Below are 14,663 nucleotides of genomic sequence, written 5' to 3' on the forward strand. Positions count from 1 at the left end.
TTGCGGAAACCCCTTGATCACAGCCTTGTGACGGCGTGTCCGATACGTCCGTTACGGCGTCAATAAGACGCGCGGCGCGCCCGGTTAGCCCGGTTCGCGGACAACTGTGGCGCAGACCACGTTTCTTGAAGGGAACCCGGGCCCCCTGATAGCGGTTGTCCTCATGTCCCACACCGCTCACATACCCAGCCACCGGAAGCCCCGTCGCAGCGCCTCGAAGCTCGCGGTCCGCGCCGGAGTTGCCGGTGGCGTCCTCAGCACCCTGGCGATGGCCGGCACGGCGAGCGCGTCCCCGTCCGAGCCCGTGACCGAGACGACGCTCGAAATGCCGGTCCTGAACCTGGATCTGGCCGCCGACGTCTCCTCCGCCGTCACCACCGCCGCCGAGAACACGGCCGCCGCCGCCGTCACCGGTGAGCTGCGCACCCAGGAGGAGCAGGCCCGTACGGGCGCTGCCGCCGAGGCCAAGAAGGCCAAGGAAGACGCCCAGAAGGCCGACGCCGAGAAGAAGGCGAAGGAGGAGGCGGACCGCAAGGCCGAGGCCGAGCGCGCCACCCGCAGCTCCTCCCGCACCTCGCTGCAGAACGCCTCCGCCTCCGCGGACTCCGGCGAGCAGGGCTCGGGCACCGTCACCGCCCCGGCGACCGGCTCCGCCGCCGCGGTCGTCAACTTCGCCCGCGCGCAGGTCGGCAAGGCGTACATCTCGGGCGGTACCGGCCCGTACTCCTTCGACTGCTCCGGCCTCGTCCAGGCCGCCTACCGCCAGGCCGGCATCTCCCTGCCGCGCGTGTCCCAGGACCAGTCCACGAAGGGCTCCTCGGTCTCCCTGAGCGCCCTCCAGCCGGGCGACATCCTGTACTGGGGCCCCAGCGGCAGCGCCTACCACGTCGCCATCTACGTCGGCGGCGGCAAGTTCGTCGGCGCGCAGAACACCGGCACCGGCGTCGTCGAGCGCTCCCTGAGCTACGACCCGCCGACGGGCGCCCGCCGCGTCCTCTGAGCTCCCTGACGTCCCCCGAGGACCCTGAGGCTCCCCAGGGGCTCCTGAGCCCCTCTCAGCGCGTCCCGGCGCGTCCAGTACGGCCCGAGGGCCGGCACTCCCCCGCTCGGGGGCGGAGTGCCGGCCCTTTCCGCGTTCGCCGGCGCCCTGAGAGGATGGCAGGACACAGCGCCCGAATCAGGCCAGGAGGTGGCGGACCGTGATGACCGACGCGTACGAGGAACTCGACGGCACCGCCGACCCCACCCCTGACCCCACCCCTGTACCCGCCGCCGCCGGGCTCTTCCTGCTGGCCGTCGGCGGCTGGCTGCTGAACACCACCCGCCCGTGGCACAAACCCGGACATCCCGTCATCCTGGGGCTCGGCTGGGCCGTTGCCTTCGCGCTGCTGCTGTGGGGCGCGGTGCTGGTGGCCCGCTGCGTACGGACGGTCCACGGCGCAGAGCCCGGTGCGCCCGAAGACGACGAAGCGGGCCGAACCGGAGCAAACCCGGCCCGACCCGCTCCGTAGGACTCGCCTCAGGCCTTGGGGGCCACCTTCGAGAGGCCGTTGATGATGCGGTCCATCGCGTCGCCGCCCGCCGGGTCGGTCAGGTTGGCCAGCATCTTCAGCGTGAACCGCATCAGCACCGGGTGCGTCAGGCCGCGCTGCGCGGCGACCTTCATGACCTTCGGGTTGCCGATCAGCTTCACGAAGGCGCGGCCCAGCGAGTAGTAGCCGCCGTAGGTCTCCTTGAGCACCTTCGGGTAGCTGTGCAGCGCCAGCTCGCGCTGGGCCGGGGTGGCCCGGGCGTGCGCCTGCACGATGACGTCGGCAGCGATCTGACCGGATTCCATCGCATATGCGATGCCCTCGCCGTTGAACGGGTTGACGAGCCCGCCCGCGTCGCCGACCAGCAGCAGGCCCTTGGTGTAGTGCGGCTGCCGGTTGAAGGCCATCGGCAGGGCCGCGCCGCGGATCGGCTGCGTCATGTTCTCGGGGGTGTAGCCCCAGTCCTCCGGCATGGACGCGCACCAGGCCTTGAGGACCTCGCGCCAGTCCAGCTCCCGGAAGGCGGAGGAGGAGTTGAGGATGCCGAGGCCGACGTTGGACGTGCCGTCGCCCATGCCGAAGATCCAGCCGTAGCCGGGCAGCAGCCGGTCCTGCGCACCGCGGCGGTCCCACAGCTCCAGCCAGGACTCCAGGTAGTCGTCGTCGTGCCGGGGCGAGGTGAAGTACGTACGGACGGCGACGCCCATCGGGCGGTCCTCGCGCCGGTGCAGGCCCATCGCGAGGGACAGGCGCGAGGAGTTGCCGTCGGCGGCGACCACGAGCGGGGCGCTGAAGGTGACCGGGGTCTTCTCCTCGCCCAGCTTCGCCTGCACGCCGGTGATGTGGCCGGTGCGGGGGTCGCGGACGGGCTCGCCGACGTTGCAGCGCTCGTACAGGCGGGCGCCGGCCTTCTGGGCCTGGCGGGCCAGGGTCTCGTCGAAGTCGTCGCGCTTGCGGACGAGTCCGTAGTCCGGGAAGGAGGCGAGTTCCGGCCAGTCCAGCTGGAGCCGCTGGCCGCCGCCGATGATCCGCAGGCCCTTGTTGCGGAGCCAGCCGGCCTCTTCGGAGACGTCGATGCCCATCGCCACCAGCTGCTTGGTGGCGCGCGGGGTCAGACCGTCGCCGCAGACCTTCTCGCGCGGGAACGCCGTCTTCTCCAGCAGCAGGACGTCGAGTCCGGCCTTGGCGAGGTAGTAGGCGGTGGTCGAGCCGGCGGGCCCGGCCCCGACGACGATCACATCCGCGGAGTGTTCGGAGAGGGGCTCGGTCACTGCGGGGTCTCCCGAAGGCTCGATAAGGGGTGCCCAACGGCACGGGACATGTGCAGTCTATGCAGCGAGAGAGATCACGAACCCGAAGGGCTGCCCCGATGACCGCTTCGCCCACGTCGCCCACCTCGCCCGCGTCGCCCGGCTCACCCGGATCGCCCGGCTCGCTCCCCACCGTCCTGCTGCGCGTGCCGACCGACGAGGACGCCCGGGCCTGGCACGAGGTCTTCGACGACCCCGACGTCATGGAGTTCCTCGGCGGCCCCGCCGAGCTGTCCCTGTACGAGGAGTTCACGGCGCGGCAGCGGCTGCACGACGCACAGCTCGGCTTCTGCCTGTGGACGCTGCTGGACGCGCAGGGCGCGGTGATCGGCTTCACCGGCGCGCAGCCGTGGCCGCAGGAGAAGGCGTGGGGCCCCGTCGGCGAGATCGAGATCGGCTGGCGCCTGGGCCGCTCCGCGTGGGGCAAGGGCTATGCGTACGCGGCGGCCCTGGCCACGCTGGAGCGGGTGCGCGCGGCCGGGATCGGGCACGTGGTGGCGATGATCAACGACGAGAACCGCCGCTCGATCGCGGTGGCGGAACGCCTGGGCATGACCCTGGCGGACCGCTTCCTCCTCCCCAACGGCGTCCGCTACGGCCGCCGCTACGAACTCGCGCTGGCTCCCGAGTAGCCCCCGGCGGGCACGGGCAACGGCTCCACCGGGGGCCGGCGGACGGAGTCCGCCGCAGCGTCGCGAAGCCGGTGAGGCCCGCAAGGGCCGAGCCGAGCGAGCGGCGCGTCAAAAAACGGACAGGCCGGTCAGCGTCGTGAAGCGGTCCAGGGCGGCCACGCCCGCAACGGAGTTGCCGTGGAGGTCCAGGCCCGGGGACCAGACGGCCAGCGTGCACACGCCCGGGACCACCGCCACGATCCCGCCGCCCACGCCGCTCTTGCCGGGGAGGCCGACGCGGTACGCGAACTCGCCTGCCGCGTCGTACGTCCCACAGGTCAGCATCACCGCGTTGACCTGCTTGGCCTCGCTGCGCGTCAGCAGCCGCGAGCCGTCGGCCCGCAGCCCGTGCCGGGCCAGGAACAGCGCCGCCCGCGCCAGATCGGCACAGGTCATCTCGATCGAGCACTGCCAGAAGTAGTGGTCCAGCAGCGCCGGCACGGGGTTGTCGATGTTCCCGTACGAGGCCATGAAGTGCGCCAGCGCGGCGTTGCGGTCGCCGTGCTCGTGCTCCGAGGCCGCCACCTCCGCGTCGAAGCCGAGCTCCGGGTTCCCGCTCTCCTCCTGGAGGAACTTCAGCAGCTCGCTGCTCGCGTCGCCCGTCAGCGTCTGCAGCCGGTCCGTGACCACCAGCGCACCCGCGTTGATGAACGGATTGCGCGGAACGCCGTTCTCGTACTCCAGCTGCACCAGGGAGTTGAACGGGTTGCCCGACGGCTCCCGCCCGACCCGCTCCCACAGGCTGTCGCCGCCCTCGGCCAGCGCCAGGGCCAGCGCGAAGACCTTGGTGATCGACTGGGCCGAGAACGGAACCTGCCAGTCCCCCACCCCGAAGACGTTCCCGTCCAGATCGGCGACGGCCATCCCGAACTGCCCCGGATCCACGGACGCGAGCGCCGGGATGTACTCGGCCGGCGTGCCGCTGCCCACCAGGGGGGCGACGTCCGCCGCTATCTGCCCCAGGAGGGCCTGGTAGTCCACTGCGCCCTGCCCGCTGCCCGTTGCCCGCTACGCCGTCTTGACGCCGCGGTGCAGCGCCACGATGCCGCCGCTCAGGTTCCGCCACGCCACCTTCGACCAGCCGGCCTTCTGGAGCAGCGCGGCCAGCGCCGGCTGGTCCGGCCACTCGCGGATCGACTCGGCGAGGTACACGTACGCGTCGGGGTTGGAGGAGACCGCGCGGGCCACCGGCGGCAGGGCGCGCATCAGGTACTCCATGTACACGGTCCGGAAGGGGGCCCAGGTGGGCTGCGAGAACTCGCAGATCACGACCTGCCCGCCCGGCTTGGTCACCCGGTACAGCTCCCGCAGCGCCGCGTCCGTGTCCTGCACGTTGCGCAGCCCGAAGGAGATCGTCACCGTGTCGAAGACGTCGTCCTTGAACGGCAGCTTCGTCGCGTCGCCCGCGGTCAGCGGCAGCCAGGAGTGCCGCTTCTTGCCCTCGCGGAGCATCCCGAGCGAGAAGTCGCAGGGGACGACGTACGCGCCCGTCGCGGCGAACGGCAGCGAGGAGGTCGCGGTTCCGGCGGCCAGGTCCAGCACCTTGTGCCCGGGGCGCGCACCGACCGCCTTGGCGACCTCCTTGCGCCACAGGCGGGCCTGCCCGAGGGAGAGGACGTCGTTGGTGAGATCGTAGTTCGCCGCCACACCGTCGAACATGGAGGCGACTTCGTGCGGCTGCTTGTCCAGGGAAGCGCGGGTCACTGGCGTTGGCCCCTCAGGTGCGGTGCGGTACGGGTGGGCGGATACCGGGCCATTCTCGCAGGCGGCCCCGGGCCCCGCCGCCGGGGGCACAACTGGCCCGATGGACAGTTACGCGGAGCCCGCGCGTCCGCGTTGACTGGCGGGTATGGCCTGAACCAGGCCTACCGAAACACGATATTCACGAACAAAGGGCTCCACGATGCCGGCAGGCAAACCCACCGGTCACGGTCAACGGTCCCGCCTCGGCCCCCGCGCCCAGCGGCGGGCCGAGCGGCGCAAGCGGCTCCACCGCACGCTCCTCGGAACGGCCGCGGTGGTCGCCGTCGCGGCGACCGCGTACGCGGTCGTGCCGCTGGACGACGCCTCCTCCGTCTCCGACTCCGTGGCCGCGTCCCCGTCCGGTACGCCCGGGCCCGGTACCTCCGGTACGCCCGGCCAGGATCCCGCCGCCGCGCCCGCGTCCCCCTCGGCCTCGGCCGGGTCCGCCGAGCCCGGGAAGCCCTCCGCCGACGCCTCGAAGCCGAGCGGCGGTGCCGGCGGCGGCGCGACCGCCGGCAAGACCCCCCAGTCCGGCCCGGGCACCTTCGCGGCCTCCTCCCACTCGGGTCAGCCGCAGGGCAAGGGGCCCGCCCGCAAGTGGCGGATCGAGGTCGAGGAGGGAAGCGGGGTCGACGCGAACGCCGCCGCGCAGTCCGTGGAGAAGATCCTCGGGGACCCCCGCGGCTGGATCAAGGACCCGGCGTACGGCTTCCAGCTCGTCGGGGCCGGCCAGCCGGTGGACTTCACCGTGAAGATCGCCACACCCACGACCACCGACCGGCTGTGCGAGGTGGTCACCCCCGAGCTCGTCGGCGAGACGAACTGCCGGGCCGGGCACACGGTCGTCGTGAACCTCAAGCGCTGGCTGGAGGGATCTCCGCAGTTCAAGGGGGCTGTGGAGGAGTACCGGGCGCTGATCGTCAACCACGAGGTGGGCCACGAGCTGGGCCGCGACCACGAGACCTGCCCGGGCCCCGGAAAGCCCGCTCCGGCGATGATGCAGCAGATCAAGGGGCTGCTCGGCTGCAAGGCCAATGCCTGGCCGTTCGACGGAAATGGAACCTACCTGTCAGGACCACCCGTCCCATAGGGCAGAGAGCGCGGCCGCCGGCCGCCGGCCAGGGACGAGGAGCGGAAACCGTGCGCGTCGTGAACTTCAGCGTCCCTGTGTGGTTCCCACCCCGTACGAGGGAGAAGGCCCGGCGGGACGAAGTCCAGCTCACCGAGCAGGAGTCGGCCGTGTTCCTGTGCCTGGCGACCGGCGCGTCCAACGCGGAGCTGGCGAGCGAGCTCCAACTCTCCGTCAGCACGGTCAAGTTCCACGTGCACAACATAAGAGCGAAGCTCGGCGGCATCAGCCGCCTCCAGGCCTGCCTCCTGGCCGCCCTGGCCCGGGAATCCGCGAGACCCAGGCCGGTCAGCGGCGGCGGTGGAGCAGCCGTCCCCCGATGACCGTGGCCACGCAGGTGGTCGCGCCCTGCGCGAGCAGCTCCGCCGGACCGGCCACGGCGAACACCGCGAAGCGGGCCGGGGCGCCCGCGTCGAGCGCCCCGTGGAAGGCCTCCTCGGCCGACTCCCGCCCGGCGAACGGGTCCAGCGAGGGTTCCCCGGCCGCGGCCGCGGGCAGGAGCGTCAGCCCCGAGCGGACCACCGCCGTCCGTACCGCCGGGACCGTGAGCCTCCCGGCCACCGCCACCACCCCGCGGGCCAGCAGCTTCTGCGTGGCCCGCCGGGCGCTGTTGCCCCAGCGGGCCTCGGTCAATTTGAGGGCGTCGAGCGCCTCGGCCTCGCTGATCGGGTCGGGCCCGAGCTCGGCGGTCTCGTACGGGTCGTCCGGGTAGTACGTCCGCTCCAGCAGCGCGTCCGCGCCGCGCACCAGCAGCCCCGGCGTCAGCACCCCGGGCCAGCGCCGGACCCGCGCGTGCGGCCAGGCCGCGGCGAGCTCCTCGTACGGGCCCACCCGGGCGATCCGGTCGCCCTCGACCAGGACCGCCCCGGCGGGCAGCGGCACGCGGCCGGGCCCGGACAGCAGGACGTCGGCGGTGTGAAGCGTCAGCACGGCCGCGTCAGTTCGTGGAGATGAGCTTCAGCTCGGGGTGCGCCGTACCGCCCTCGATCGCCGTGGACGAGATGTGCGAGACCACGCGGTCGTCGACCGGGTCGTTCGCCGGGTCGTCGTGCACGAGGAGGTGCTCGTACGTGGTCGCGCGCTGCGCCGGGACGCGGCCCGCCTTGCGGATCAGGTCGATGATCTCCTGGCGGTTCGAGCGGTGCTTCGCACCCGCCGAGGAGACGACGTTCTCCTCGAGCATGATCGAGCCGAGGTCGTCCGCGCCGTAGTGCAGCGAGAGCTGGCCCGCCTCCTTGCCGACGGTGAGCCAGGAGCCCTGGATGTGGGCGATGTTGTCGAGGAAGAGCCGCGCGATGGCGATCATGCGCAGGTACTCGAAGACCGTCGCCTGGGTCCGGCCCTTGAGGTGGTTGTTCTCGGGCTGGTACGTGTACGGGATGAAGGCGCGGAAGCCGCCGGTGCGGTCCTGCGTGTCCCGGATCATCGCGATGTGCTCGATGCGCTCGGCGTTGGTCTCGCCGGTGCCCATCAGCATGGTGGAGGTGGACTCCACTCCCAGCTTGTGGGCGATCTCCATGATCTCCAGCCAGCGCTCGCCGGACTCCTTCAGCGGGGCGATCGCCTTGCGCGGCCGCTCCGGCAGGAGTTCGGCGCCGGCGCCCGCGAAGGAGTCGAGGCCGGCCGCGTGGATGCGGCGGATGGCCTCCTCGGCCGAGACGCCCGAGATACGGGCCATGTGGTCGACCTCGGAGGCACCGAGGGAGTGGATGACCAGCTGCGGGAACGCCTTCTTGATGGCGGAGAAGTGCTCCTCGTAGTACTCCACGCCGTAGTCCGGGTGGTGTCCGCCCTGGAACATGATCTGCGTTCCGCCGAGCTCCACGGTCTCCGCGCAGCGGCGCAGGATGTCGTCGAGGTCGCGGGACCAGCCCTTCTTGGTGTCCTTCGGGGCTGCGTAGAAGGCGCAGAACTTGCACGCCGTGACGCACACGTTCGTGTAGTTGATGTTGCGCTCGATGATGTACGTCGCGATGTGCTCGGTGCCGGCGTAGCGGCGGCGGCGCACCGCGTCGGCCGCCTGGCCGAGCGCGTGCAGCGGGGCGTGCCGGTAGAGGTCGAGCGCCTCTTCCTTGGTGATCCGGCCCCCTGCGGCGGCGCGGTCGAGGACAGACTGGAGAGCGGCCTGGTCGGTCACCGGTGCGTCACCTTTCGGCGGTGTCAAGAGGTACGGACCGATCCAGCGTACGCCAGGGCCCGTCGGCGGGTTTCAGGGGATGCGGGTCAGGTCGCCTTCGGGGTTTCCGGCCGGGCCGTCGCCCGACTTGTAGTGGAGCGTCCCGTTGGCGTTGAGGGTGAAGCGCTCGTCGGCGGACCCGTTGGAGCAGACTCCGGGAGCCGGGTTGGGGCCGCCCGCCGTGTCCAGGACGAGGGAGCGGTCGGTGGCGGAGGCCAGCTTCCAGTCGCCGCTGCAGTCGGTGCCGAAGATCGGGACGATCGACTTGTCCCGGGCGACGACCTCGCCGACCTTGCCGGCCTTGATGGTGATCTCGAACTCGCTGGAGACCCCGGCGCGGGCGGTGGTGACCGTCCCCTTCCAGGTGCCCGTCAGCTCCTTGGGGACGTCGCCCCGGGTGCCGGTCGGAGCCCCCGTCGAGGGCTTGGCGGAGGGGGAGGCCGAGGGGCCGGCCGAGTCCTTCGGGGCCGGGCTGCCGGATGCCGCCGTCGACGGGGGCGTGGCGGCGGAGTCGCCCGACGCGTGCTGGCCGGCGTCGCCGCCGGTGCCCGGGAGCAGCCCCAGCCCGTACAGCCCGCCGCCGGAGAGCACGGCCAAGGCGGCCGCTGCCGCGAGGACCAGCGAGCAGCTGAACCGCCGCCCGGCCGCGCTGAAGGTGACCTGGCGCGCCGGGTCGGGGGAGGTCCGCGGCTGCGGCACCCCGCCCCCGGCGGTCTCGGTGGGGCTGTGCGGAGCATCCGTCGGCGGCGGCCCGTAGGGCCCGTACGAGGGACCCGCCCCGCCGGCGCCGGACATGGCGGCGCTCCCGTACGAGGGGTCCGGCGCTCCGAAACCGACCGCGGGTCCCCCGTACGAGGAGGCGGTGAACGGCACCGGCCCCGACGGGGATTCGGTGACGGGCGCCGCGGAACCCTCGGAGGGGCCCACCGGCGCGGCCTCCAGGTCCAGCAGGGCCATGGCGGCGCGGCTGGCCTCCTCCACCACGGGCGCGGGAAGCCAGCCGGGGGCGCGCAGGGCGCCGGAGAGCGCCTGCGCGATCTCCGGCGGGGCGGGCCGGTCGGCGGCCGCCTTGGCCAGGCAGGCCGCGATCAGCTCGCGCAGCCCGCCGGCCGGGACGGCGTCGAGCTCCGGCGGCTCGTGGACCACCTTGTAGAGGAGGGTCGCCGAGTTGTCCCCGGTGAACGGCGGCCGCCCGGTCGCCGCGAAGGCCAGCACGGCGCCGAGCGAGAACACGTCGGCGGCCCCGGTGATCCCCTTGCCGAGGATCTGTTCGGGGGACATGTAGCCGGGGGAGCCGATGGAGACGCCGGTGGAGGTCAGCGAGGCCGTCCCGTCGGTGGCCCGGGCGATCCCGAAGTCGATGAGCCGGGGTCCGTCGAGGGTCAGCATCACGTTCGACGGCTTCACGTCCCGGTGGACGAGGCCCAGCCCGTGCACGGCCACCAGCGCCCGGGCCAGGCCTTCGCCGACGGCCCGTACGGAGGCCTCCGGAAGGGGCCCGTGCGCGGCCACCGCACCGCCGAGCGAGGGGCCCGCCACGTACCCGGTCGCCACCCACGGCACCGCCGCGTCCGGGTCGGCGTCGAGCACGGGCGCGGTCCACTCGCCGCCGACCCGGCGCGCGGCCTCGACCTCGCGGCGGAAGCGGGCGCGGAACTCCTCGTCGGAGGCGAAGTGGGGGTGCACGATCTTGACGGCGACCGTCCGGCCGCCGGCGCTGCGGCCGAGGTAGACCCGCCCCATGCCACCCGAGCCGAGCCGGCCGAGCAGCCGGTACGCGCCGATGGTCCGCGGTTCGCCGGCTTCGAGCGGCTGCATCGCGTCCCCCTCCCCCGTGGTCCCTGTTGGCGTCGTGCCTGTTGGCGTCGTGCCAGCAGAACCTTAGGGGCTGATCACGGTGGCGCGCCGGGGGTACGACGGGTTCGCGCGCGCAGGACGTACGCGTCGATCGGGACGAAGCCGATCCCGGCCGGGGCGGCCCCGCACGTGCGCGGGGACCGCGAATCGGGTTCTCCGCATTCCTGTTCGGTGGTCCGGAAAGCGAAAATAGGGGGAATTCCCGGGAAATGGCGTATACCCCGTGCATACCCCGTGACCGGAACCCCGGCTACCGCCCGGTAAACCGATCAGCGGAGGCGATCAGCAGTGCGCGCCGTTCCCGTTCAGCAGCTCCACCTCGACATCGGCGGCATAGCCCGTACTCGATCCCGTACGACGCGCGAATTCCCTTACACCGGCCAACTGTTCGGGCCCGAAGCGGAAGTCGAGCGTCGTGAAGTACCGCTCCAGCAGATCGGCGTCGAAGGCCTCCCAGCGGGCCGCCTGCTCGGCGACCTTGGCGACCTCCTCCAGGGAGAGGTCGCGCGAGTCGAGGAAGGCCTCGTGCACCTTGCGCACGACGACCGGCTCGCGGGCGAGGTAGTCCTTGCGGGCGGCCCAGACGGCGAAGACGAACGGCAGTCCCGTCCACTCCTTCCACATCAGCCCCAGGTCGTGCACGTCGAGGCCGAGCCGGGGCGCGTCGTGCAGCGAGGCGCGCAGCGCGGCGTCCCCGATCAGCACCGCCGCGTCCGCCTCCTGCATCATCAGGCCCAGGTCGGGCGGGCAGGTGTAGTAGTCCGGCTCGACCCCGTACCGCTCGGAAAGCAGCAGCTGGGCGAGGCGTACGGACGTACGGGAGGTCGAACCGAGGGCGACCCGCGCCCCGTCCAGCTGCTCCAGCGGCACCTGCGAGACGATCACGCAGGACATGACCGGGCCGTCGCAGCCGACCGCGAGATCGGGGAACGCGACGAGCTGATCGGCGTTGCGGAGGAACTCCACGAGGGTGATCGGACCCATGTCGAGCTCCCCCTGGACGAGGCGCTCGCTGAGCTTCTCGGGGGTGTCCTTGGTCAGCTCCAGGTCCAGCAGCGTGCCGGTTCTGGCCAGTCCCCAGTAGAGCGGAAGGCAGTTCAGGAACTGAATGTGGCCGACGCGGGGCCGGCTGCGATAGACGTCCACATCGCGAGACTAGCCCCCGCGTCTGCGTCAGCCTTCGGGCGGGCCTCAAACGTCCGGGTGACGTGATCTTTCCCTCTGGTCTCCGCCACAGGGTGCGTGCTAGGCTCGTCCGCAAGTTGCAGTTTGGTTTCCCTTGCAGTACGAGGCCTGCGGAGAATGTGACCCGCAGGCTTTTGTAGTTTTCAGACTTCTTAGCAGGTTCTGGAGCAGGGCGACCCTTTGGCCCATAGGAGGGCTCATGGCTACCGGAACCGTGAAGTGGTTCAACGCTGAAAAGGGCTTCGGCTTCATCGCCCAGGACGGCGGCGGCCCGGATGTCTTCGTCCACTACTCCGCGATCAACGCCTCTGGCTTCCGCTCCCTCGAGGAGAACCAGATGGTGAACTTCGACGTCACCCAGGGTCCGAAGGGCCCGCAGGCGGAGAACGTCACCCCGGCCTAGTCGCCTGGGCCAACCTAATCGCGGTTGGATAGCAGTACCCAAGGAGCCCTGCCTCCTCCGTGCGAGCGGAGGCGGCGGGGCTCCTGCCTTTGTTCGAGGGCTCACCGGACCGGCCCTGTCCTCCACGCGGACCGCCCCGGCCACCGTCGACACGGTGACCGGGGCGGTCCGGCGTTTGCGCCGGGCTTACGACGCCGGCGGCGCCGTCGGCGTCGGGGCCGCCGTGATCTTCAGGTCCAGGACCAGGACCACGTTGTCCTTCGTGATCAGGCGCAGGTGGTACGTGCCCGGGGCCACGTCCGTCGTGAACAGCTCCGGCAGCGCGATCTTGCCGTCGGCGCCGGTCGGGGCCAGGAGCAGGCTCGTCACCTTGGCGCCGTCCTTGTCCTTGAACCACGGGCCCTTGGACTTCGCCGGGTCCACCGGGACCCACGCGCCGTCTGCGTTCTTCTCGACCAGTCCGGCCGTGACCTGCGTACCCTCCGCGGCCTTGCCCTGCGCCGTGGCCGTGACCTCCAGGCCCTTGAGGCTCTTGCCCGCCTCGACCTCGAGCGGCTTGTCCGCACCGGCGTCGGTCCGGGCCAGCTTGTCCGCGACCGGGGCCGGCTTCGCCGTCACCGTGCCGGTGAAGTTCACCGTCAGCTGCGCCTCGGTGTTGTACGCCGCCACCCGCAGGGTGAAACCGCCCGCCTTGGCCCCGGCCTTCAGGCCGGGCAGGGCCGCGATGCCCTCGGAGTCGGTCTCGACCACGAGGAAGGTCTTGCCCTCGGTACCGATGAAGGAGCCCGTGGTGTCGTCCTTGAGCTCGAACAGGATGGGCTTCGCGGCGGCCGGCTTGCCGTCGCTGAGCACCGCCTTGATCCGCGGGACCGCCGTGAACGCGGACCCGGCCTCGGCCTTGATCCCCGCGCTGCCGAGCAGCTCCAGCTTGGCCAGGCTCGGCGTCGGCGTGGGCTTCTGCGGCTCCTCCGGCTTCGACGGCGTGGGCGTCGGGGTCGGAGTCGGGGTGGGCGTGGGCTTGGGCTTCGGGGTGGGAGTCGGGGTCGGGGCCGGCTTCGGCGTGGGCAGCGTCGTCGTGGGCGGCACCGGGAAGTTCCCCGCGGGCGGGTTCGGCACCCCGGTGGCACCGTTCTGGTACTGCTGCATGTACCCGACCACGGTGTTCACGTACTCGCGCGAGTTGTTGTAGCTGAGGATCGCCCGGTCGAGCTGCGCCTGGTCCGAGAGGTTCCGGTCGCCCGCGCACAGGTACAGGCCCGCGCCCAGCGCCGCGTCGTAGATGTTGTTCGGGTCGCGCTTGGAGTCGCCGTTGCCGTCGGCGCCCCAGGTGGCCCAGGTGGACGGGATGAACTGCATCGGGCCGACGGCCCGGTCGTAGACGGCGTCCCCGTCGAACTCGCCCTTGTCGGTGTCCTTGACCTCGGCGAAACCGTTGCCGTCGAGGCGCGGGCCGCGGATCGGCTTCTCGGTGTAGCCGTCGTTCTTGAGTCCGTAGCCCGAGGCGTGGACGGACTCGACGCGGCCGATGCCGGCGAGCAGTTGCCAGGGCAGCTTGCAGCCGGGCAGCGCGGCGGCCACGGAGATCTCGGCGCGCTTGTACGCGTCGAGGGCGGTCGCGGGTATGCCGCTGGCCCCCTCGCCGGCGCCCGCACCCGCGGTGGGCGGTACGGCCGGGTCGGCGAGCGGGTCGGGCAGGTCGAGGCGGGCATCGCCGCGGTCGGTGGCCTGGGGGCTGTCCGGGGTGGGCTCGGACTCGCCCGCGTCGGCGGTGGACGTGTTGGTCACCACTGCGGCGGTCGTCAGGCTGGCCGCGAGCGCGGCCGTGCACAGGACCTTGCGCGAGGTGTTGACGAGGTGACGGTGAAGCGGCTTCACAGTTCGGCGATCCCCCCAAGGCGGCCGACAAGGTATACGGCGGGTCGAGCCGTGGATATCCACTGTCTATCAGGTATTCGGACACGACTCACCGGCGCCCCGGGAGATGTGACACACCATTCGTCTCGGCTTCACCGGGTCCTCACGGCCGTTCGCTCACAGGACGTTGGCCCATGAGGGAAAGGCCCCAAAATCCTACCGTTTGACTGAACCGGAAGTCCCGACGCGCCGCGCACCGGAGACGGCCCCGGCCGGACCTACGGTGGGGTGCCATGACCACCACCGAGCCGGTCCGCGTCCCCGACCTGTCGGACCGCCCCCACCAGCTGACCGTAGAGCGGTCGATGATCGCCACCGAGCACACCTTGTACGCGGGGTGGACCGAGGAGTTCGACCGCTGGTTCGCCGCGCCGGGCTCGGTCCTGATGCGGGCCGAGGTGAACGCGCCGTTCTTCTTCGAGACGGAGTTCACGCCGGAGCCGGGGGCCCCGCCGACCAGGCACCCCCACTACGGGCGCTTCCTGCGCCTGGTCCCGAACCGCCTGGTGGAGCTGACCTGGGTGACGGGCCGGGGCGGCACGGAGGGCGCCGAGACGGTGGTCACCGTGGAGCTCCTCCCGCACCCGATCGGCACCCATGTGCGGCTGACGCACGCGGGGTTCCACGACGAGGCCGCCCGGGACCGGCACGAGTCGGCCTGGCAACAGGTCCTGGTGCAGCAGGACGAGGCGCTGACAGGGGATGAGTGAGGGGCGGGACCCGGGAGGCCCGCCCGCCCGGCC

At 71.9% G+C, this 14,663-nt stretch carries 15 protein-coding genes; 7 read left to right on the plus strand and 8 right to left on the minus strand.

Translation table 11 applies throughout. The features are described from left to right. Positions 1-163: 163 nt before the first annotated feature. Together IF02_RS0128750 and IF02_RS0128755 are read left to right on the plus strand one after the other, a co-directional pair. Positions 164-1,000, plus strand: a complete 837-nt coding sequence (locus tag IF02_RS0128750; protein WP_030162008.1) for a C40 family peptidase — start codon at positions 164-166, stop codon at positions 998-1,000. Positions 1,001-1,202: 202 nt separating this feature from the next. Next, positions 1,203-1,511, plus strand: a complete 309-nt coding sequence (locus tag IF02_RS0128755) for a hypothetical protein (RefSeq protein ID WP_030162009.1) — start codon at positions 1,203-1,205, stop codon at positions 1,509-1,511. 8 nt (positions 1,512-1,519) lie between these two features. On the opposite strand, the gene IF02_RS0128760 is transcribed toward IF02_RS0128755, so the two are convergent. Further along, positions 1,520-2,803 carry a geranylgeranyl reductase family protein gene (locus tag IF02_RS0128760; RefSeq protein WP_030162011.1) on the minus strand — a complete coding sequence of 428 codons (1,284 nt, stop codon included), beginning with the start codon at positions 2,801-2,803 and terminating at the stop codon, positions 1,520-1,522. 98 nt (positions 2,804-2,901) lie between these two features. On the opposite strand from IF02_RS0128760, the gene IF02_RS0128765 reads away from it, so the two are divergent. Further along, on the plus strand, positions 2,902-3,474 hold the full coding sequence (locus IF02_RS0128765; RefSeq protein ID WP_078622396.1) for a GNAT family N-acetyltransferase: 573 nt from the start codon (positions 2,902-2,904) through the stop codon (positions 3,472-3,474). A 108-nt stretch (positions 3,475-3,582) separates the two neighbouring features. On the opposite strand, the gene IF02_RS0128770 is transcribed toward IF02_RS0128765, so the two are convergent. Both IF02_RS0128770 and IF02_RS0128775 read right to left on the minus strand, forming a co-directional pair. Then, the gene (locus IF02_RS0128770; RefSeq protein ID WP_030162016.1) at positions 3,583-4,494 is read right to left on the minus strand and encodes a glutaminase; all 912 of its coding nucleotides are present in this window, start codon (positions 4,492-4,494) and stop codon (positions 3,583-3,585) included. Between the two features lie 27 nt (positions 4,495-4,521). Continuing rightward, a complete protein-coding gene (locus IF02_RS0128775; RefSeq protein WP_030162018.1) occupies positions 4,522-5,217 on the minus strand; it encodes a demethylmenaquinone methyltransferase in 696 nt (231 codons plus the stop codon). Between the two features lie 199 nt (positions 5,218-5,416). Here IF02_RS0128775 and IF02_RS0128780 point away from each other — a divergent pair, with 199 nt between their 5' ends. Both IF02_RS0128780 and IF02_RS32760 read left to right on the plus strand, forming a co-directional pair. Continuing rightward, positions 5,417-6,346 (plus strand): DUF3152 domain-containing protein, encoded by a 930-nt coding sequence (locus tag IF02_RS0128780; RefSeq protein WP_051696624.1) that lies wholly within the window; start codon positions 5,417-5,419, stop codon positions 6,344-6,346. A 50-nt stretch (positions 6,347-6,396) separates the two neighbouring features. Then, positions 6,397-6,708, plus strand: a complete 312-nt coding sequence (locus IF02_RS32760) for a response regulator transcription factor (protein ID WP_030162022.1) — start codon at positions 6,397-6,399, stop codon at positions 6,706-6,708. Here the strand turns inward: IF02_RS32760 and IF02_RS0128790 are convergent. The 4 genes from IF02_RS0128790 to IF02_RS0128805 form a co-directional block, all read right to left on the minus strand. Then, positions 6,674-7,315: an imidazolonepropionase-like domain-containing protein gene (locus IF02_RS0128790; protein ID WP_030162024.1), complete on the minus strand. Its 642-nt coding sequence runs from the start codon at positions 7,313-7,315 to the stop codon at positions 6,674-6,676. The two genes, IF02_RS32760 and IF02_RS0128790, sit on opposite strands and share 35 nt — an antisense overlap. Before the next feature lie 7 nt (positions 7,316-7,322). After that, positions 7,323-8,522, minus strand: coding sequence for a cyclic dehypoxanthinyl futalosine synthase (gene mqnC / locus IF02_RS0128795; RefSeq protein ID WP_030162026.1), 1,200 nt, complete (start codon positions 8,520-8,522; stop codon positions 7,323-7,325). A gap of 72 nt (positions 8,523-8,594) precedes the next feature. Further along, positions 8,595-10,379 (minus strand): protein kinase domain-containing protein, encoded by a 1,785-nt coding sequence (locus tag IF02_RS0128800; protein ID WP_030162028.1) that lies wholly within the window; start codon positions 10,377-10,379, stop codon positions 8,595-8,597. Between the two features lie 321 nt (positions 10,380-10,700). Beyond that, complete coding sequence (locus IF02_RS0128805; protein ID WP_030162030.1) at positions 10,701-11,564, minus strand: menaquinone biosynthetic enzyme MqnA/MqnD family protein; 864 nt, start codon at positions 11,562-11,564, stop codon at positions 10,701-10,703. 238 nt (positions 11,565-11,802) lie between these two features. On the opposite strand from IF02_RS0128805, the gene IF02_RS0128810 reads away from it, so the two are divergent. Next, a complete protein-coding gene (locus IF02_RS0128810; protein ID WP_030162033.1) occupies positions 11,803-12,006 on the plus strand; it encodes a cold-shock protein in 204 nt (67 codons plus the stop codon). 186 nt (positions 12,007-12,192) lie between these two features. Here IF02_RS0128810 and IF02_RS34985 read toward each other — a convergent pair whose 3' ends face one another. Beyond that, positions 12,193-13,881 (minus strand): lytic transglycosylase domain-containing protein, encoded by a 1,689-nt coding sequence (locus IF02_RS34985; RefSeq protein WP_199809297.1) that lies wholly within the window; start codon positions 13,879-13,881, stop codon positions 12,193-12,195. Positions 13,882-14,153: 272 nt separating this feature from the next. Here IF02_RS34985 and IF02_RS0128820 point away from each other — a divergent pair, with 272 nt between their 5' ends. Then, the gene (locus IF02_RS0128820) at positions 14,154-14,630 is read left to right on the plus strand and encodes an SRPBCC family protein (protein WP_030162037.1); all 477 of its coding nucleotides are present in this window, start codon (positions 14,154-14,156) and stop codon (positions 14,628-14,630) included. The last annotated feature ends 33 nt before the right edge of the window (positions 14,631-14,663 follow it).

This window comes from Streptomyces sp. NRRL S-244 (assembly GCF_000717915.1).
Taxonomy (GTDB): Bacteria; Actinomycetota; Actinomycetes; order Streptomycetales; family Streptomycetaceae; genus Streptomyces.

Coding starts and splice junctions, on each gene's coding strand:
- IF02_RS0128780 (WP_051696624.1), top strand. CDS start 5,417: ATGCCGGCAGGCAAACCCACCGGTCACGGTCAACGGTCCCGCCTCGGC.
- IF02_RS0128820 (WP_030162037.1), top strand. CDS start 14,154: ATGACCACCACCGAGCCGGTCCGCGTCCCCGACCTGTCGGACCGCCCC.
- IF02_RS0128750 (WP_030162008.1), top strand. CDS start 164: ATGTCCCACACCGCTCACATACCCAGCCACCGGAAGCCCCGTCGCAGC.
- IF02_RS0128800 (WP_030162028.1), bottom strand. CDS start 10,379: ATGCAGCCGCTCGAAGCCGGCGAACCGCGGACCATCGGCGCGTACCGG.
- IF02_RS0128810 (WP_030162033.1), top strand. CDS start 11,803: ATGGCTACCGGAACCGTGAAGTGGTTCAACGCTGAAAAGGGCTTCGGC.
- IF02_RS0128755 (WP_030162009.1), top strand. CDS start 1,203: ATGACCGACGCGTACGAGGAACTCGACGGCACCGCCGACCCCACCCCT.
- IF02_RS0128765 (WP_078622396.1), top strand. CDS start 2,902: ATGACCGCTTCGCCCACGTCGCCCACCTCGCCCGCGTCGCCCGGCTCA.